At 75.9% G+C, this 18,767-nt stretch carries 16 protein-coding genes; 11 read left to right on the top strand and 5 right to left on the bottom strand.

The genetic code is table 11. The features are described from left to right. Positions 1-50: 50 nt before the first annotated feature. The 5 genes from WAB14_RS02215 to WAB14_RS02195 all read right to left on the bottom strand — a co-directional run bounded on the left by WAB14_RS02215 (position 51) and on the right by WAB14_RS02195 (position 5,460). Positions 51-1,142 (bottom strand): GNAT family N-acetyltransferase, encoded by a 1,092-nt coding sequence (locus WAB14_RS02215; protein WP_340266936.1) that lies wholly within the window; start codon positions 1,140-1,142, stop codon positions 51-53. A 47-nt stretch (positions 1,143-1,189) separates the two neighbouring features. Beyond that, positions 1,190-2,557, bottom strand: coding sequence for a phosphoglucosamine mutase (gene glmM / locus WAB14_RS02210; protein WP_340266934.1), 1,368 nt, complete (start codon positions 2,555-2,557; stop codon positions 1,190-1,192). A gap of 18 nt (positions 2,558-2,575) precedes the next feature. Continuing rightward, the gene (rpsI, locus tag WAB14_RS02205) at positions 2,576-3,088 is read right to left on the bottom strand and encodes a 30S ribosomal protein S9 (RefSeq protein WP_340266932.1); all 513 of its coding nucleotides are present in this window, start codon (positions 3,086-3,088) and stop codon (positions 2,576-2,578) included. 67 nt (positions 3,089-3,155) lie between these two features. Next, the gene (gene rplM, locus WAB14_RS02200; RefSeq protein WP_340266930.1) at positions 3,156-3,602 is read right to left on the bottom strand and encodes a 50S ribosomal protein L13; all 447 of its coding nucleotides are present in this window, start codon (positions 3,600-3,602) and stop codon (positions 3,156-3,158) included. Between the two features lie 151 nt (positions 3,603-3,753). Then, on the bottom strand, positions 3,754-5,460 hold the full coding sequence (locus tag WAB14_RS02195) for an ABC-F family ATP-binding cassette domain-containing protein (protein ID WP_340266929.1): 1,707 nt from the start codon (positions 5,458-5,460) through the stop codon (positions 3,754-3,756). Between the two features lie 69 nt (positions 5,461-5,529). Here WAB14_RS02195 and WAB14_RS02190 point away from each other — a divergent pair, with 69 nt between their 5' ends. The 11 genes from WAB14_RS02190 (at position 5,530) to WAB14_RS02140 (ending at position 18,765) form a co-directional block, all read left to right on the top strand. After that, a complete protein-coding gene (locus WAB14_RS02190; RefSeq protein ID WP_340266928.1) occupies positions 5,530-6,537 on the top strand; it encodes an aldo/keto reductase in 1,008 nt (335 codons plus the stop codon). 116 nt (positions 6,538-6,653) lie between these two features. Further along, positions 6,654-7,904, top strand: a complete 1,251-nt coding sequence (locus tag WAB14_RS02185) for a toxic anion resistance protein (RefSeq protein ID WP_340266927.1) — start codon at positions 6,654-6,656, stop codon at positions 7,902-7,904. A gap of 33 nt (positions 7,905-7,937) precedes the next feature. Next, positions 7,938-8,522 carry a hypothetical protein gene (locus tag WAB14_RS02180; RefSeq protein WP_340266925.1) on the top strand — a complete coding sequence of 195 codons (585 nt, stop codon included), beginning with the start codon at positions 7,938-7,940 and terminating at the stop codon, positions 8,520-8,522. Beyond that, entirely contained in the window at positions 8,519-9,976 is a 1,458-nt protein-coding gene (locus tag WAB14_RS02175) for an AAA family ATPase (protein WP_340266924.1), read from the top strand. The genes WAB14_RS02180 and WAB14_RS02175 overlap by 4 nt, the downstream gene beginning before the upstream one ends. After that, positions 9,973-11,283 (top strand): hypothetical protein, encoded by a 1,311-nt coding sequence (locus WAB14_RS02170; protein ID WP_340266923.1) that lies wholly within the window; start codon positions 9,973-9,975, stop codon positions 11,281-11,283. Before WAB14_RS02175 ends, WAB14_RS02170 begins: the two co-directional genes overlap by 4 nt. Continuing rightward, positions 11,280-12,257: a glutamate ABC transporter substrate-binding protein gene (locus WAB14_RS02165; protein WP_340266922.1), complete on the top strand. Its 978-nt coding sequence runs from the start codon at positions 11,280-11,282 to the stop codon at positions 12,255-12,257. Before WAB14_RS02170 ends, WAB14_RS02165 begins: the two co-directional genes overlap by 4 nt. Further along, positions 12,257-13,402 carry a hypothetical protein gene (locus WAB14_RS02160; protein ID WP_340266921.1) on the top strand — a complete coding sequence of 382 codons (1,146 nt, stop codon included), beginning with the start codon at positions 12,257-12,259 and terminating at the stop codon, positions 13,400-13,402. Before WAB14_RS02165 ends, WAB14_RS02160 begins: the two co-directional genes overlap by 1 nt. Then, a complete protein-coding gene (locus tag WAB14_RS02155) occupies positions 13,399-15,723 on the top strand; it encodes a serine/threonine-protein kinase (RefSeq protein WP_340266920.1) in 2,325 nt (774 codons plus the stop codon). The genes WAB14_RS02160 and WAB14_RS02155 overlap by 4 nt, the downstream gene beginning before the upstream one ends. Beyond that, positions 15,720-16,802 carry a PP2C family protein-serine/threonine phosphatase gene (locus tag WAB14_RS02150; RefSeq protein ID WP_340266919.1) on the top strand — a complete coding sequence of 361 codons (1,083 nt, stop codon included), beginning with the start codon at positions 15,720-15,722 and terminating at the stop codon, positions 16,800-16,802. Before WAB14_RS02155 ends, WAB14_RS02150 begins: the two co-directional genes overlap by 4 nt. Continuing rightward, positions 16,799-18,085 carry a VWA domain-containing protein gene (locus WAB14_RS02145; RefSeq protein WP_340266918.1) on the top strand — a complete coding sequence of 429 codons (1,287 nt, stop codon included), beginning with the start codon at positions 16,799-16,801 and terminating at the stop codon, positions 18,083-18,085. The genes WAB14_RS02150 and WAB14_RS02145 overlap by 4 nt, the downstream gene beginning before the upstream one ends. Continuing rightward, complete coding sequence (locus WAB14_RS02140; RefSeq protein ID WP_340266917.1) at positions 18,082-18,765, top strand: FHA domain-containing protein; 684 nt, start codon at positions 18,082-18,084, stop codon at positions 18,763-18,765. Before WAB14_RS02145 ends, WAB14_RS02140 begins: the two co-directional genes overlap by 4 nt. Positions 18,766-18,767 lie beyond the last annotated feature (2 nt).

Raw genomic sequence — 18,767 nt, 5'->3', positions numbered from 1 at the left:
CCCCTGCGCCGCAGCGGTTGTGGCGCGGGTGCGCCCGCTCGGTCGCACCCTCAGCGGAGCACGAGCTGCCACAGCGTGTAGAGGCCCACCGGCTCGAAGCCGAGCGCCCGGTTGACGCGCAGCATCGGCCCGTTCTCCAGCGCGTTCCACGTCTGCACCCGTCGCACCTCCGGCCACGCGAGCGCGACCGCGCGCAGGTTCGCGGCCTTCACCACGATCCCGAGCCGCCGGCCGCGGTGGCCGGGGTCGACGATCGTGTCGAACTGGTAGGCGATGGTCGGCTCCCGCTCGTCGCGGCCGACCTCGCTGAACGCGACCATGCGGCCCGTCGACCGGTCCACGGCGCCGGCTCCCACGACGGTGATGCCGCGGCGGGCCCAGTCCTCGCTCGTCTCACGGACGCGAGCGGCGTCCCAGACCTCGGGGCGCCAGTCGAGGTCCCCGAGCGGCGGGTCCGTGCTCATGCGCTCGGCGAGGACGGCGCGGTCGTCGACGAGGTCGTCCGGGGGGACCCCCGTCCACGTCCGCGTCGTGTACCCGTCCGCGCGACCGGCGGCCTCGGCCTCCACGGCCTCGAGGACGGGGTCCGGCACCGGCAGCCGCACCTGGCTGCGCATCTCGGTCTGCACCGGCGTGGCGCCGCTGGCCCGCGCGAAGCCCACACCGAGGTGGTCGGGCACCCGGTCGGTGCTGACGCTGGCGTCCGCGACCGCCTGCTCGTGCAGCGTCCACGCCTCGGAGGGGTCGGGCCGGTAGCCGGTCCCGGACACGACGGTGTCGCGCCCCTCCGCCCGGGCCGCGGCGACGACGCGCTCCAGCAGCGCCCGCCCGTGGCCGCGGCCCCGGTGCGCGGCGGCGACGGCGAGCTCGAGCTCGACGAGGTGGGTGTTGTCCTGCGTGGGCAGGTAGGCCTTGGCCACACCCGCGAGCCCACCACCGGCCACGACGCCCCACCCGAGCTGGCGCCCGTTCGGGGTGCGCCACGACCGCGCGTGGTACTCGACGCTCTGCGGCTCGTACGCGTCGCCGACGGTCTCGCGGTCGACGTCCGCGAGCAGGCGCACGAGGTCCGGGAACCACGGCGAGGTGGGGTCGATCTCGACGACGCTCGTCACGACGGCGGTGTCGGTGCGCGTGTCCACACACCAACGGTCCCGCGCGCGCCCTCGCGCGGCAACGGGTTTCCCGCTCAGCCCACGGAGGACAGCGACAGCCGGTCGAGGACGACGTCGGCGATGCGGTCGGCGTGCTTCTGCGCCGTCTCCTCGTCGGGCGCCTCGACCATGACGCGGACGAGCGGCTCGGTGCCGGAGGCCCGCAGCAGGACCCGCCCGCGCTCCCCCAGCTCCGCCTCGACGTCACGGACGCACGCCACGACGACGTCGTCGGCGGACACGCGGGTCTTGTCGACGCCCGGCACGTTGAGGAGCACCTGCGGCAGCCGCGTCACGACGGCGGCGAGGTCGGCGAGCGGACGTCCGGTGGCGGTCATCCGCTGCAGCAGGTGGAGGGCGGTGAGGAGGCCGTCACCGGTCGTGTTGTGCTCCGCGAGCACGACGTGCCCGGACTGCTCGCCCCCGAGGACGTAGCCCTTGGCGCGCATCTCCTCGAGGACGTAGCGGTCGCCCACCGCCGTGGTGACGAGGTGGAGGCCGTGCTCCTGGAGGGCGAGCCGGAGCCCGAGGTTGCTCATGACCGTCGCGACGACCGTGTCGCCGACGAGCCGACCCTGCTCCTTGAGCCCGAGGGCGAGCACGGCGAGGACCTGGTCCCCGTCGACGACGCGGCCCGCGGCGTCGACGGCCAGGCAGCGGTCGGCGTCGCCGTCGAAGGCGACCCCGGCGTCCGCGCCCTGCTCGACGACCGCGGCCTGCAGCCTCTCGAGGTGCGTGGAGCCGTAGCCGTCGTTGATGTTGAGCCCGTCGGGCTCGGCCCCGATGACGGTGACCTGCGCCCCCGCCGAGCGCAGGGCCATCGGCGCGACGACGGACGCCGCCCCGTGCGCGCAGTCGACGACGACCCGCAGGCCGGTCAGCGGTGCGGCGTCGTCGAGGGTGTTGACGCAGTGGGCCGCGTACACCTGCGAGGCGCCGTGGTCGGTCCGGACGCGGCCGACCGCCGCCCCGGTGGGCCGCTGCCACGGCTGCCCGGCGAGGTCGGTGATGGCGTCCTCGACGTCGTCGGCGAGCTTGTGCCCGAACCGGTCGAAGAACTTGATGCCGTTGTCGGGCATCGGGTTGTGCGACGCGGAGATCATGACGCCGAGGTCGACGTCGTCGCGCGTGGCGACGAGGTGCGCGAGCCCCGGCGTCGGGAGCACCCCGGCGTCGAGGACGTCCATCCCGGCGCTCGCGAGCCCGGCGGACACGGCGGCGCAGAGGAACTCCCCCGAGGCCCGCGGGTCGCGGGCCACGAGCGCCCGCGGCCGCTCACCGGTGTCGGGACGGCCCTCGACGAGGACGTGGGCGGCCGCCACCGACAGGTCGAGGGCGAGCTCGGCCGTGACGTCGACGTTGGCCCGCCCCCGTACCCCGTCGGTACCGAAGATCCTGCCCATCGAGTCGCGAGGGGTGCGTCAGCGCTTGCTGTACTGCGGGGCCTTGCGGGCCTTCTTGAGCCCGGCCTTCTTGCGCTCGACCGCACGCGGGTCGCGGGTGAGGAAGCCGGCCTTCTTCAGCGTCGGGCGGTTGGCCTCGACGTCGATGCCGTTGAGGGCCCGCGCGATCGCGAGGCGCAGCGCCCCGGCCTGGCCGGAGGGGCCGCCACCGACGATGCGGGCGACGACGTCGAAGCGACCCTCGGTCTCGGTCACCGAGAAGGGGTCGTTGACCTCCTGCTGGTGGACCTTGTTCGGGAAGTAGTCGTCGAGCGCGCGGCCGTTGATCGTCCACTGGCCGGAGCCGGGGACGAGCCGGGCGCGGGCGATGGCGCGCTTGCGGCGGCCGACGGCGGCACCGGGCGCGGTGATGCTCTGCCCGCCGCTGCGGGTCTCGACGACCGACTCGGTCGTGTAGCTGCCGCTGAACTCCTCGGTCGCCTCGTCGGTGTCCGGGGTGCCGGCGGGGGCGTCGGTGGTGACGTCGGCCACGTGTCTCCTACTTCCTCAGGTGCTGTGCAGTCGGGCTGCGGTCAGGGGGTGGTCGCGGCGGACCGCGTCACTGGGCGATCTGGTCGTTGACGCTGAAGGGCTGCGGCTTCTGCGCCGCGTGCGGGTGCTCGGGGCCCGCGTACACCTTGAGCTTGCCGAGCATCTGACGCCCGAGCCGGTTCTTGGGGAGCATGCCGGCGACGGCCTTCTCGACCGCGCGGGTCGGCTTGGTCGCGAGGAGCTCGGTGTAGCCGACGGCCTTGAGGCCGCCCGGGTAGCCGCTGTGGCGGTAGGCGACCTTCTGGTCGCGCTTGGAGCCGGTGAGGGCGACCTTCTCGGCGTTGACGATGATGACGAAGTCACCGGTGTCGACGTGGGGCGCGTAGACCGCCTTGTGCTTGCCGCGCAGCAGCTGGGCGGTCTGGCTCGCCAGACGCCCGAGGACGACGTCGGAGGCGTCGATCACGTGCCAGCGACGGTCGACGTCGCCAGGGCGGGGGGAAAACGTGCGCACAGGTCTACCTCGTCCAGCCGGTCTAGTCTCGAAGGTCCGCCGCCGCGTGGCCCGGCCGGAGTGCCGGTGCCGCGGGGCGAGGGCGCGCACGCGGTAGTGCGCGCAACAGCGCCCCACGATACGAGCCGGGGGCGTCGCGGGTCAAAACGCCTCAGCGGGCGCGGACGACCCGCCCCTCGTCCCACACCGCGTCCGGCTCCTCGCGCACGCGGCCGTCCCGCCCCACGACGAGGAAGCGGTCGAAGCCCCGCGCGAACCAGCGGTCGTGCGTGACGGCGAGCACCGTGCCCTCGAAGGTCGCGAGCGCCTCCTCGAGCGCCTCCGCGGAGTGCAGGTCGAGGTTGTCGGTCGGCTCGTCGAGGAGGAGCAGCGTGCAGCCGGACAGCTCGAGCAGGAGCACCTGGAAGCGCGCCTGCTGTCCCCCGGACAGCAGCTCGTACCGCTGCTCGGCGGCCCGGGCGAGCCCGTACCGGTCGAGGACCCGGCTCGCCGGCTCGCGCGGCAGCCCGTCGCGGCGGTCGTCACCACGGTGGAGCACCTCCAGGAGGGTCCGCCCGACGAGGTGGGGGGCCGCGTTCGTCTGCCGGAACCACCCCGGACGCACCCGGGCGCCCAGCCGCGCGGTCCCGTCGTGCGGGACGGGGTCCGGCACCGCCCCGACCGGGCGGTGCTCGGCGTCGGGGTCGCTCCCGCCGGCGGCGAGGAGGCGCAGCAGGTGGGACTTGCCGGAGCCGTTGGAGCCGAGGACGGCGACGCGGTCGCCGAACCACACCTCGAGGTCGAAGGGCTCGACGAGCGGCAGGCCGTCCGCGGTGCGCAGCGACAGCCCCTCGCAGACGACGGCCCGCTTGCCGGTCCGGGCCCCCCGCAGCCGCATCGTCACCTTCTGCTGCTGCGGCACGGCGAGGGGCGGGCCCGCCTCGTCGAACTTCCGCAGCCTCGTCTGCGCGGCCTGGTACTGGCTGGCCATCCCGTCGTTGTACGTCGCCTTCACCTTGAGCCGCTGCACGAGCGCGACGAGCCGCGCCCGGTCCTCGTCCCAGCGCAGCCGCAGCTCCTCCAGGCGCGCGTTGCGCTCCTCGCGGGCGGTGTGCCACGTCGCGAACCCGCCACCGTGCACCCACGCCGTGGCCCCGGCGGCGCCGGGCTCGAGGGTGACGACCCGGTCCGCGGCCCGCGCGAGGAGCTCGCGGTCGTGGCTCACGAGCAGGACGGCCTTGGTCGTCTCGCGGAGCCGGTCCTCGAGCCAGCGCTTGGCCGGCACGTCGAGGTAGTTGTCGGGCTCGTCGAGGACGAGGACGCCGTCGGGACCGCGCAGCAGCGCCTCGAGGACGAGCCGCTTCTGCTCGCCGCCGGACAGGGTCCGGACGTCCCGGCCGCGGGCCCGCTCGAACCCGACCCCGAGCGCCGCCTCGCAGCACACGTCCCACAGCGTCTCGGCCTCGTAGCCACCCGCATCGCCGTAGTCGGCGAGCGCCTGGGCGTAGCGCATCTGCACCGGCTCGCTGTCGTCCTCCATCAGCGCGAGCTCGCAGGCGTCGACGGCGGCCGCGGCCGCCCGCACGCGCGGCGGGGCGACGCTGCGCAGCAGCAGCGCGACGGTGACGACGCCGTCGGCGTCCGGGTCGACGGCGGCGACGTGCTGGCGCATGACCCCGAGCCCGCCGGAGCGCGCGACGTGGCCCTCGTCGGGGTCGACGTCGCCGGTCACCGTCCGCAGCAGCGTCGTCTTGCCCACGCCGTTGGGGCCGACGAGCGCGGTGGCCGAGCCGTCGGGGACGCGGAACGAGACGTCCCGGAGCAGCGGGCGGCCGTCGGGCAGCGTGAACCCGACCCCGACGACGTCCACGTGACCCACGAGGCCGCAGCATGCGGGGCGCGCGCCCCGGCGTGCAACGCCGTTTCGCGGCGTCTAGCGTCGTCGATCGTGCAGCAGCGCTTCCTCGGTCGCAGTGGTCTCAAGGTCTCCGAGCTGTGCCTCGGCGCGATGACGTTCGGTCGCGAGACCGACGAGGCGACGTCGCACCGCATGTGCGACACGTTCCTCGACGCGGGCGGCACGTTCATCGACACCGCGAACGTCTACGGGCAGGGGACGAGCGAGGAGATCCTCGGGCGCTGGCTCGCGACCACCGACCGCGACGCCGTCACGATCGCGACGAAGGTCCGCTTCCCCATGGGCGAGGGCCCCAACGACCAGGGGCTCTCGCGGGGCCACATCCGCCGGCAGGTCGAGGCGTCGCTGCGGCGGCTGCGGACCGACCACATCGACCTGTACCAGGTGCACGCGTGGGACGGTGCGACCGCGCTGGAGGAGACGCTGTCGACGCTCGACGCGCTCGTCCGCGAGGGGAAGGTGCGGTACCTCGGCGCCTCGAACTACGCCGGCTACCAGCTGCAGAAGGCGGTGGACCTCGCCGCCGCGAACGGCTGGGAGGGCTTCGTCAGCCTCCAGGCGCTGTACAACCTCCTCGACCGCGAGCTCGAGTGGGAGCTCGTCCCGGTCTCGGTGACCGAGGGGCTCGGCATCCTGCCGTGGAGCCCCCTGCGCGGCGGCTGGCTCACCGGCCGCTACCGGCGGGGGATGTCCGGACCGCCCGCGGACACCCGCATCGACGAGGCGGCCAAGCAGGGCTGGGGCGAGGCGTGGGACGTCTACGCCAACGACCGCACGTGGGGCGTCGTCGACGCGCTCGACGCGGTCGCCGAGGAGACGGGTCGCACCGTCGCGCAGGTCGCGCTCGCGTGGGTGAAGGACCGCCCGGGGGTCACCTCCCCCATCATCGGCGTGCGCACCCCCGAGCACCTCGAGGCGAACCTGGGCGCCGTCGGGTGGGAGCTGGGCGACGAGCAGCGCGCCCGGCTCGACGCCGCCAGCGACCGCCCCCTGCCCTACCCGTACGCGACGGTCACGGCGGACCCCGAGCGCTCCTGAGCCCGTCCGGGGGTGTCTGCTCCGACGCCTCCCGCGACGGGGACGCGACGCGTATCGTCCGAGGCGTCGGTAGCGGGGCGTCGGCGCGGATGACGGCGCCCGGGGAGGAGACGGACGTGAGCGCTCAGCACCCCGAGGGCGGTGCCCCGGGCGCGGCGTCGCCGCTGTCCCCGCCCGGGCCCGCGGAACCGGTCCTCGCCCTCACCGCACCCGCGCCCGTGGCGGCCGTCCCGACGACGCAGGCGCCCGCCACGGCCCCGGCCGTCGCGCCGGACGTGCTGCCCGCGCTCGACGCGAAGGTGGCGGACTACCTCGACGCGCTGCTCGCCGCCGAGAGCCGCTCCCCCGAGTTCGCGGCGAAGGCCGCCGAGGTCCGCGGCATGGGCGACGCCGACATCCGCGGCGCCGCGGAGAGCTCCAACCGGCTGCTGCAGACACCGGTCCGGGCCATCCGGGAGGGCGGGCTGTCGTCCGGCTCGAAGGTCGGCACGACGCTGGTGGAGCTGCGCCGGACGGTCGAGGACCTCGACCCCTCCCAGGCGACCGGCGCACGCCGGCTGCTCGGGCTCATCCCGTTCGGCGAGCGGCTCACCGACTACTTCCGTCGCTACCAGAGCGCGCAGTCCCACCTCGACGCCATCCTCCACGCGCTCCGCGAGGGCCAGGACGAGCTCATGAAGGACAACGCCGCCCTCAACCTCGAGAAGGTGGCGCTGTGGGAGGCGATGACCCGCCTCAACCAGTACGTGTACATCGCGGAGCGGCTCGACGCGCAGCTCGCCGAGCGCGTCGCCGCGCTCGAGGCGACCGACCCGGAGCGGGCCCGCGCGCTGCGCGAGGACGTCCTGTTCTACGTGCGCCAGAAGCACCAGGACCTGCTCGTCCAGCTCGCGGTCTCGATCCAGAACTACCTCGCCATCGACGTCGTCATCAAGAACAACCTCGAGCTCGTCAAGGGGGTCGACCGGGCCTCGACGACGACGGTGTCGGCGCTGCGGACGGCCGTCGTCGTCGCACAGGCCCTCACCAACCAGAAGCTCGTGCTCGACCAGATCTCGGCGCTCAACACGACGACGTCGGACCTCATCGAGCGCACCTCGAAGCTGCTCCTCGACAACTCCGTCGAGATCCAGCGGCAGGCCGCCTCGGCCACGATCGGGCTGCCGCAGCTCGAGGCCGCCTTCGCCAACATCTACGCCACCATGGACGCCATCGACGCGTTCAAGGTCGAGGCCCTCGACAGCATGGCCGCCACCGTGGGGGCGCTGCAGAGCGAGGTCGACAAGTCGCGCACGTACCTCGAGCGGGCGCAGCGGCACGACGAGCGCGTCGGCCTCGGGTCCCTCGACCTGGGCGGCACCCGGTGACGGCCGGGCCGACGACGGGTCGGTGAGGTCTGCGTGCCCCCGGGCCTGCTCGACCTGCTGAGGGGTCGGCGCCGTCGCGAGCCCGACCCCGGACCGGCGCTGCCCGCCGCCCCGACGGCCGAGGACCTGCTCGCCGCGGTCGACCGCGTGGAGTCGATGGTCGCCGACGCCGGCGTGCCCGCCGCCGTCGCCTCGCGGGTGGCGCGGGTGACGCGGACCGTCCGCGACACGGTGCCCCGCCTCGACCGCCTCGGCGCCGGCAGCCTCGAGGCGTACTCGGTCGTCGCGACCGCCACGGACTACCTGCCGGACGCCGTGGCCGGGTACCTGCGTCTGCCGAGGGACTGGGCGAACAGCCGACCGGTGGACGCCGGACGTACCTCGCTCATGGTCCTCATCGACCAGCTCGACCTCCTCGGCCGCACGATGGACGGGGTCCTCGACGCCGTGAACCGGCGCGACGCGGCGGCGCTCGTCGCGCACGGGGAGTTCCTGCGGGCACGCTTCGGCCACGAGGCGGTCGGCGGCGGCCTCGCGCTCGGTGGGGACGCCCCGCGCCCTGCGCCCGGCGTCACGGGCGGCTCACGGCTGGCCCCGCCGCCGGGGGTGGAGCCGTGAGCCGGGGACCGCACGAGCTCGCCGCCGCGCTCGACGGTCTGGCGGCCGTCGCCACCGCGGTGGGCGTGGACGTCGCAGCCGCGCGGGACGAGGGCGCGGCCCTCGCCGCGGGCGTCGCCGCCGACTCCCCCGGGGCGGCGGCGGACTGGGCGAGCGCCGTGGGCGGCGCCGGCGGGTGGGAGGCGGCCGTCGCCAGGGGCGGGCGCTGGCGGGCCTCCCCCACCCACCTGCTCGACCGCCTCGTGGTCGAGCGCTCCCAGGGTGCGGGCGACTACGCGGCGGCGCTGTCGCGGGTGGCCTCGGCGGCGTGCGGGCTCGGCGAGCCGATGCTGCGGGCGCTCGGCAACGCCTCGGTGGCCGCCGCCGCGCAGCTCGCCGCGGCGCGGGGCCCGGCGGCGGCACCGGCCGTCCCCCCGCGTCAGGCGCCGGGACGGCCGGGCGCACCGGACACGACGAGCGCACCGGACACGACGAGCGCGACCACCACACCCGTCGTACCCGCCACGACGGGCCCGTCCCCTGCTCCGGTCGCCAAGGGCGAGGACGAGGGCGAGGTCGAGGTCGAGGTCGAGGTCGAGGTCGAGGGGCACGACAGCGTCGAGGACCTGCTCGCCGAGCTCGACGCGCTCGTGGGGCTCACCGCCGTGAAGCGGGAGGTCCACCGGCAGGCAGCGGTGCTGCGCGTGCAGCGGCTGCGCGCCGAGCAGGGGCTCGCGAACCCGACCATCACGCGCCACCTCGTCTTCACCGGCAACCCGGGGACGGGCAAGACGACGGTCGCCCGGCTCGTCGCCCGCATCTACCGGGCGCTCGGGCTGCTCGAGCGGGGCCACCTGGTCGAGGTCGACCGGTCCGACCTCGTCGCGGGCTACCTCGGCCAGACCGCCGCGCGCACCGCCGAGGTCACGCGCACCGCCCTCGACGGCGTCCTCTTCGTCGACGAGGCGTACTCCCTCGCCGGCGACGACTACGGCGAGGAGGCCGTCGACGCCCTCGTGAAGCTCATGGAGGACCACCGCGAGTCGCTCGTCGTGGTCGTGGCGGGCTACCCCGTGCCGATGGCCGAGCTCATCCGGTCCAACCCCGGCCTCGACAGCCGGTTCCGGACGACGGTCCACTTCGACGACTACACGGACGACGAGCTCGTCGAGATCTTCCGGCTGCTCGCGGACAAGGCCGACTTCGAGCCGACGGACGCGTGCCTCGCGCGGTTCCGCCGCCTGCTCGCCGAGACGCCCCGCGGCCCGGGCTTCGGCAACGGCCGCTTCGCGCGCAACTGCCTGGAAGGGGCCATCGGGCGTCACGCGTGGCGGCTGCGCGACGTCACCGAGCCGTCCCGTGACGAGCTCCGGGCGCTCCTGCCGGAGGACCTCGAGGACTCCCCCGACCCGGTGACCGACGCGTCCGAGGGCGCCGAGGGGACCGTGGTCGCGGCCGCCGGAGGCGCCCCGTGAGCGCCTCCACCACGCCCAGAGCCGCGCCGGGAACCACGCCGGGAGCCGCGCCGGTAGCCACGGCTCGCACCACCGCCCGCGCGGCGCCGTTCCGCCGCGACACCCCGACCCTCATGCGGTGGCTGGCCGTCGGCCTCGTCGTCGTGGGGCTCGTGACCGGGCTGGTGGCGGCGCAGTCGTTCCGGACCGCCGGGACCGCCCTCGAGCGCGCGGGCGAGAACGCCGCACAGCTGGTCCGGGTCCAGGCCGTCCAGACGGCACTCGTCCGCGCGGACGCGGACGCCACCAACGCGTTCCTCGTCGGCGGCCTCGAGCCCGCCGCGCTGCGGGAGGACTACGACGAGGCCGTCGGGACGGCGGGGCGCGGCATCACCCTCGCCGCCAGGGCCCAGCCCGCCGACGGCGAGGCGCTCGCCACCCTCACGACCGCCGTGCAGGACTACGTCGGCACCGTGGCGCTCGCCCGCGCCAACAACCGGCAGGGGCTGCCCGTCGGCGCCCAGTACCTGCGGGTCGCCGGGTCCGACCTGCGCGCCGACGCGCTCCCCGTCCTCGCCGTGGTCCGCGACGCCAACAGCGAACGGACGGAGGCGGAGCTGACGCGGGTGCGCACGGCATGGGTGCCACCGGTCGTCGTGGGTCTGCTCGGTCTCGTCGCCGTCGTCCTCGCCTCGTCCTGGCTCGCGCGGCGCACCCACCGCCGGCTCAACCTGCCGCTCGTCGCCTCCGGCGTCGTCCTGGTCGCCGTCACGGTGGGCGCCGCGGTGGTGCTCGGGACCGCGGCCCGCACGGTGGCGGACGTCCGGGAGACCTCCTACGCGGCCGAGCGGGACCTCGCGGAGGCACGGACGGCCGCGTTCGACGCGAAGGCGAACGAGAGCCTCACGCTCGTGTCGCGTGGCTCCGGGGCGGCCTTCGAGGAGGCGTGGGTCGCGGCGTCCGACACCACGGAGGCGCGCCTGGCCGACGCCGCGGCCGCCGACTCGGCGGCCGACGGTCTCGCCGCTGCCTGGACCGACTACGCCGACCGCCACCGCGAGGTGCGGGCGCTCGACGACGGGGGCGACTGGGAGCAGGCGGTGGCGCTGGCGACGAGCCGCGAGCCCGACAGCCCGAACGCGGCGTTCGACGCCTTCGACGAGCGCTCCGCCGCCGCGCTCGCCGACCTCGACGCGCGGACCGCCGCGGCGCTGGAGGAGGCCGGGCGCGGCATCGGCGTCGCGGTGTGGCTGTGCCTGCTCGCGGGCGTGGCGGCCGCGGCGCTCGCCCAGTGGGGCCTGCGGCTGCGCTACGAGGAGTACCGGTGAGGGCGCGGGTCGCGCTCGCCGCGGCGCTGCTCCCCGCGCTGCTGCTCGCCGGTTGCGCGAGCGCCCCCTACGAGGAGACCGCCCTGCCGAGCCCGTCCGTGCCGGCGGAGGTCGAGACCCCCACCGGTCCGAGCCCCGGTCCGTCACCGGCGGCGGGGTGCGAGGACCCGCTGGCGTCGTACGCGCCGCTGGACCCCCTGCCGTCGCCCGACTCGCTTCCGGCGGGATCGACGATGGCGCAGATCCGCGACCGGGGCCGGCTCGTCGTCGGCGTCTCGGCCGACTCGCTGCTCCTGGGCGCGCGCGACCCCGTGAGCGGGCGGATCGAGGGCTTCGACATCGACCTGGCGCGCATGGTCGCCGAGGCCCTCCTCGGCGACCCCGACGCCGTCGAGCTCCGCGTGATCACCGCTGCCGAGCGGATCCCGCTGCTGCAGGACGGCAGCGTCGACCTCGTGGCCCGCAACATGACGATCACGTGCGAGCGCTGGGAGGAGATCGCCTTCAGCGCGGAGTACTACCGCTCGGGGCAGAAGGTCCTCGTGCCGCTCGGCTCCGATGCGGCCTCCCTCGACGACCTCGCGGGGGCGCGCGTGTGCGCGCCGACGGGCTCGACGAGCCTCGCGACGCTGCAGCGGGACCACCCGGACGTCGAGGCCGTCGGCGCCGCGACCCACACCGACTGCCTCGTGCGCTTCCAGCAGGGGACGGTCGACGCCATCACCGGCGACGACACCGTCCTGGCGGGCATGGCCGCGCAGGACCCGTACGCCGTGGTCGTCGGCGAGGCCTTCACCGACGAGCCGTACGGGCTCGGCGTCAACGCCGACGACGTCGACCTCGTGCGCTTCGTCAACGCCGTTCTCGCCGACGCCGTCGCCGACGGCCGGTGGCGGGCCTCCTACGACCGGTGGCTCGCCGACTCGCTGGGAGCTGCGCCGACCCCTCCGGTACCCGACTACGGGCGCGGCTGATGACGGGCACGGTCACGGCGCCGCAGGCGCCCGGTCGCCTCGGAGAGGCGGTGGAGCCCGCGGCCATGGAGCGCTACCTCGCCGAGCTGCGGGACTGGCGGGAGCACCGGCGGGCCGAGCTCGAGAGCCTCGACGCGCAGGCGCTCGGGACCGGGGACGGCCCCCTCGGCACGGCGGCGGACGTCACGGCGGACGTCACGCTGTCGATGACGCTGTGGCAGGCGGTGGCCGAGCGGCACGACGAGCTCGTGCGCGTGTGGGACGGCGGGCGCGTCGGGCCCGTCGAGCGCACGCGGCTGGCGGGGATCGTGTGGGGGCGGCGCTCGGCGGGCGGCGACGTCCCCGGCGGGGGGCTCGTGGTGTCCCTGCCGGAGGCGTGCCGCCTGTCCGACGCGCTCGCGGGGCAGCTGCGGCTGCGGCTGTCCTCCGTCGGCGCCACTGATGTCGCGATCCGGCTCCGCGAGCTGCGGGCGGGGCTCGAGCGCGTCCGCGACCTCACGGGCACCGACGACCCCGCGCAGGTCCGGGCCCTGGCCTCGCTGGAGTCCCGGCTGGCTGACGTCACCGCCCGCGCGGGACGCGGCGCGGACGTCGGCGGTCTCCTCCCCCAGCTGGGGAGCGACCTCGCGCGCGCCGAGCGCGACAGCATCGTCGCGGCGGCGGCGAGGCGCGACGACGAGCGCGACGCCGCCCGCGCGGTGACGCTGCGGGCGGAGCTGCTGTCCCGGTCGCGCCGGGCGGCCGACCTCGAGCGCCGCTGCGTCGCTGCCGTGCGGGACGCACCGCGCCTCGCCGTGCCCCGGGTCGAGCAGCTGGGTCCGGTGCCGTCGGACGCACGGGACGTCGACACCTACCTCGTGCGCCTCGAGACCGTCGCCGAGGCGCTCGAGCGCGTCGAGGCCGCGTACGCCGCGCCGCTGGCGGAGCTCGCCGCCCTGCGCGACGGCCTGGAGGCGTACGGCGTCAAGGCCCGCGCCACCGGCGTCTCCGAACGGGCGGAGGTCCGCGGCCTCGTGGCCGCGACGCGGTCGCTGCTCGACGACGTGCCCGTCGACCTCGCCCGGGCCCGGACGGCCTTCGCCGCCTACAGGACGCTCGTGTCCGGATCGCCGGAGACCGCCGCGACGTGGGGCGGCGACCGGTGAGCGCGGCGCCGGAGCCGTGCCGGGAGCCGGGGTGCACCGGCGACGTCGTCGACGGCTACTGCGACGTCTGCGGCGTTCCCGGACCGACCCGCGCCGGGGCGTTCGAGGCGGCGGTCGCCTCGGCGGCCACCGCGCTCGGCGGCGCCGGCTCGGCGACGGTGCCGTCCGACCCGTCGTCGGCCGACCTCACGGTCGCGACCCCGGGTGCCGGGGCCAGCACGTCGATGCGGCTCGCGTCGGCCGCGCTGGGAACCGCGCTGGGGACCGCGCGGGGCAGCGAGACGGTGCTGACACCACGCCGCGCCGGCAGCTCCTCCACCCGGCTGCGGGCCGCCCGGCTGGGGGCCGGCCTCACCCGGGTCCCCCCGCTGCCCGCGGTCGACGCGGAGAAGGCGCTGATGCGGGACCCCGTCCTCGCCGAGAGCAAGCGCTTCTGCCCGTCGTGCGGCTCGCCGGTGGGCCGCTCCGTCGAGGGCCGGCCGGGACGCACGGAGGGCTTCTGCCCGCAGTGCCGCAGCCCGTTCTCCTTCAGCCCCAAGCTGCGGGCCGGGGACCTCGTCGCCGGTCAGTACGAGGTCGCGGGCCCGCTCGCGCACGGCGGGCTCGGCTGGATCTACCTCGCGCGCGACCGCAACGTGTCGGACCGCTGGGTCGTGCTCAAGGGCCTCCTCAACTCCCAGGACGCCGACGCGCTGGGCGCGGCCCTGGCGGAGCGGCAGTTCCTCGCCCGCGTCGAGCACCCGCTCATCGTCGAGATCTACAACTTCGTGAGCCACGACGGGTCCGGCTACATCGTCATGGAGTACGTCGGGGGGACCTCGCTGAAGGCCCTCCTCAAGGACCGGATGCGACGGGCAGGGCACTACGACCCCCTGCCGCTGGACCAGGCGATCGCCTACGTGCTCGAGGTGCTGCCGGCGTTCGGCTACCTCCACGACCTCGGCCTGCTCTACTGCGACTTCAAGCCCGACAACATCATCCAGGTGGGCGACGAGGTGCGCCTCATCGACCTCGGGGGCGTCCGGCGGGCCGACGACCACGAGTCCGTCATCTACGGCACGGTCGGGTACCAGGCGCCGGAGGTGCCGTCGGCGGGCCCGTCCGTGGCCTCGGACATCTACACGCTGGGTCGGGCCCTCGTCGTCATGTCGACGGAGTTCCGCGGCTACCAGACGACGTACGCCACGAGCCTGCCGCCGCTGTCCGCCACGCCCCTGTTCCAGCGGTACGAGTCGTTCTACCGGCTCGTGGTGAAGGCGTGCGCCCCCGAGCCCGCCGACCGGTTCGCCTCCGCCGCGGAGATGCGCGTGCAGCTCCTCGGTGTCCTGCGCGAGGTCGTCGCGCAGCAGCAGCAGGAGGCCGCCGGCTCCGCCGGCCCCGCCGGTCCCGTCGTGCACGCGGCTCCGTCCCTGCACTTCGAGGTGCCGCGGGTCGCCGGGGACACGCTGGAGTGGTCGGACCTGCCGGGGCTGCTGCCCGACCCCTCCGACCCGCAGGCCGGCTGGCTCGCCACCGTCAGCGTCGACGGACCCGCGGAACGGCTCGAGGCGCTCCTGGCCGCTCCGTCGAGCTCCCCCGAGGTGCTCGTGCAGACGGGGATCGCGGCCCTGCACGCGGGGCACGCCGACGAGGTGGAGACCGCCGCCCGCGAGCTGCTGCGGCTCGACCCGTGGGACTGGCGCGCCGTGTGGCTGCAGGGCCTCGCCGCACTGGCAGCCGACGACGGGCGGGCGGCGCGCGGCGCGTTCAACGCCGTCTACGGGCAGGTCCCGGGCGAGCTGGCCCCCAAGCTCGCGCTCGCGCTCGCGTGCGAGCGCAGCGGCGAGCCCGAGATCGCCGAGGGCCTCTACGCCGTCTGCGCGCGCACCGACGCCGCCTACACACCCCCCGCCGCCTTCGGTCTGGCACGCATCCGCGGGGCGCGGGGCGCCACGGACGACGCGGTCGCCGCGCTCGAGCTCGTGCCCAGCACGAGCCGTGCCTACGTCGACGCGCGGGCCATGCGGGCCTCCCTCCTCGCCGGGCCCGGGGCGGGGCTGCCGTCGCTCGCCGCGGCCGTCTCCGGCGTCGAGGGCGTCGCCATGGACCCGCGTGACCGCACCCGGCTCACCGTGACGGTGCTGCGTGCGGCACTGGAGCAGGTCCGCACGAGCGGGCCGCAACCGGCTCTCCTCGTGGCGGGCCACGCCGCGACCGAGCGGTCGCTGCGGGACGGGCTGGAGTCCGCGATCCGGGACCTCGCGACGACGAGCGACTCGCCGGCGGAACGCGTCCGCCTCGTCGACGAGGCCAACCGCGTCCGGCGCTGGACGTGGCTGTGACCGGGGCCCCTACCACCCCGGGCGCGGCCACGGGCGCCGCCTGCCCGTCGTGCGGGGAGATCGTGCCGGCGCGGGCCTCGTGGTGCGAGGCGTGCGGGATGGCCCTCGAGGCCACGGCCGCCGGGTCCGCCGAGGCCGCGGCGCCAGCGGCACGTGTCGGGACCGTCGCACCCGTCGGGACCTCGGTGCGGACGTGCCGCGAGTGCGGGGGCGTCGTCGACGCGGACGGCTGGTGCACGGTGTGCGGCGCCGCGGCACCGCGGCCCCGGGACCACGTGGTCGTGGACGCCGGCGACGGCGTCGGCGGTGTCAGCGACCGGGGCCGGCGGCACCACCGCAACGAGGACGCCGTCGCCCTGCACACGGGCACCGGGGACACGGCGGGAGCGCCTACGGTCCTCGTCGTGTGCGACGGGGTGTCGACGTCGCCGGACTCCGACGTCGCGAGCCTCGCGGCGGCGGAGGCGGCGGTGCGGACCGCCGTCGAGCACCTCGCCGCCGGCGCGTGGGCCCGGGAGGCCACGGAGGACGCGCTCGTCGCCGCCGTGACCGCGGCCGACCACGCCGTTGCGGCCACGGCGGAGGGCGCACCAGGGACGGCCGACGGACCGCCGTCGTGCACCCTGGCCGCAGCGGTCGTCGGCCCCGGGGAGGTCGTGGCGGCGTCGGTCGGCGACAGCCGCGTCTACTGGCTGCCCGACCGCGGACCCGCGGTCCAGCTCACCCGCGACGACTCGTGGGCGGCGGAGCAGCTGGAGGCCGGCGCGGACCGGGCGCTCGTCGAGGCCTCGCCGCACGCGCACGCCATCACCCGCTGGCTCGGCGCCGACAGCCCGGACCCCTCCCCGAGGCTGTCCTCCCTCGCCCTCGACGGCCCCGGCTGGGTGCTGGCGTGCTCGGACGGGCTGTGGAACTACGCGCCCACCCCGGCAGACGTCCGCCGCGTGGTGGACGAGCACCGCGCGGACGCGGACGCGACGCGCCTCGCCGAGGCCCTCGTGGCGTGGGCCAACGCGCAGGGCGGACGTGACAACATCACGGTGGCCCTGGCCAGGGTGGGATCAGGAGGCACGACGTGACCGAGTTCTCCGCGACGGTGTTCCAGAACGAGTTCCTGCCGGTGGGGGCGACGGACGCGCACGCGATCGTCGGCGTCACGTGCTCCGGCGCGGGGCGGGCCGGGCACTCCGGTGCCGGTGACGCAGCCGAGGTCGTGGTCGTCGACATCTCCGGGTCGATGCAGGTGCCGGGGCGGATGCGCGCCGCGCAGGACGCCGCCGTCGCGGCCCTCGAGCAGATCCTGGACGGCACGTGGTTCGCCGTCGTCGCGGGCAACCACCAGGCCTACCTCGCGTACCCCGTGCGGCCCCTCGAGTCGTGGATGTCGCGGATGTCCCCGACCACGCGGGCGGAGGCCGTCGCGGCCGTCCGCCGGCTCGAGCCGGCCGGCGGCACGGCCATGGGGACGTGGCTCGAGCTCACCGGACGAGTGTTCGCCACGGTCCCCTCGGCGGCCCAGCGACACGCCATCCTCCTCACCGACGGCCGCAACGAGCACGAGACGCGGTCCGAGCTCGACGCCCGCCTCGCCACGGTCACCGGGGCGTTCCAGTGCGACTGCCGCGGCATCGGCGCCGACTGGGAGGTCGGCGAGGTCCGACGCATCGCCCAGGCCCTGCTCGGCACCGTCGACCTCATCCCGACACCGGCGGAGATGCCGGCGGAGTTCGAGCGGCTCATGAGGGCGGCCATGGCGCGGGGCGTCGCCGCGGCGGAGCTGCGGGTGTGGACGCCGCAGGGCGCCCAGGTGCTGTTCGTCCGCCAGGTGGCGCCCGAGGTCGAGGACCTCACGGCCCGCCGCACCGACGTCAACCCGCTGACGGGGGGCTACCCGACCGGCAGCTGGGGCGACGAGACCCGCGAGTACCACGTCGCCGTGCGGCTCGCGGCGGCGCGCGAGGTCGGCTCGGAGCAGCTGGCGGCCCGCGTCCAGCTCGCCGTCGGGGGCGAGGTCCGGGCACAGGGCCTGGTGAAGGCGATGTGGACCGACGACGACGCGCTCAGCGCCCGCATCAGCCCGGAGGTCGCCCACTACACGGGGCAGACGGAGCTGGCCGCGGCGATCCAGGACGGCCTGGCGGCCAAGGCCGCCGGCGACGAGGGGACTGCCACCGCGAAGCTCGGCCGCGCGGTGCAGCTGGCCGCGGCGACCGGCAACGACGAGGCGACGGCACGGCTGCGGAAGGTCGTCGACATCGACGAGGCGGCGACGGGGAAGGTACGGCTCAAGCAGGCCGTCGAGCGTCTCGACGAGATGGCCCTCGACACCGCCTCGACGAAGACCAGCCGGGTGCGCCGGTGACCGGGACGTGTCCCAACGGGCACACCAGCACCGCGGACGACTACTGCGACACGTGCGGGGCCCCCATGGGCGCGTCCGCCGTCCCCGGACCGGGCCCGTCCGCCCCCGCCGCCCCGGCGGCGCCGCGGCCGTGCCCGCACTGCGGGCTCGACAACGTCCCTGCGGCGCTGTTCTGCGAGGGCTGCGGGTACGACTTCACGACGGGTGCGGCGCCTCGGGCCGCGGCGTCACCGGCGCCCGGTGAGCCGCTCGCGCCCGCGGTGCCGCTGGAGTGGGTGCTCGAGCGCTGGGTCGACCCCGAGTGGCACGCGAGCCAGGACAGCCCCGCTCCCTGCCCGTCCCCCGGGCTGCCCGTCGTGGTGCCGCTGGTCGCCCGGAGCCTCCTCATCGGCCGTCCGTCCGCCTCGCGCAACATCGGCCCCGACATCGACTGCACGCCCGACACGGCCGTGAGCCGTCGCCACGCCCAGCTGACGACCGACGGGACCCGGTGGTGGATCGAGGACCTCCGGTCCTCGAACGGCACGTTCACCGGCCCGGCCAGCGGTCCGCTCCCGAGGTCCCCGCTGCCCCCCGGGCAGCGGACGGAGGTCTCCGAGGGGGACCGCATCTACGTCGGCGCGTGGACCCGGCTGGTGCTGCGCGCGGCGACCGACGCGGAGAAGGCGCAGCACGGCTGACG

It is taken from the genome of Aquipuribacter nitratireducens, assembly GCF_037860835.1.
Lineage (GTDB): Bacteria > Actinomycetota > Actinomycetes > Actinomycetales > JBBAYJ01 > Aquipuribacter > Aquipuribacter nitratireducens.
The sequence above is the reverse complement of the archived record's forward strand: the minus strand, read 5'-3'. Positions and strand labels throughout refer to the sequence as shown.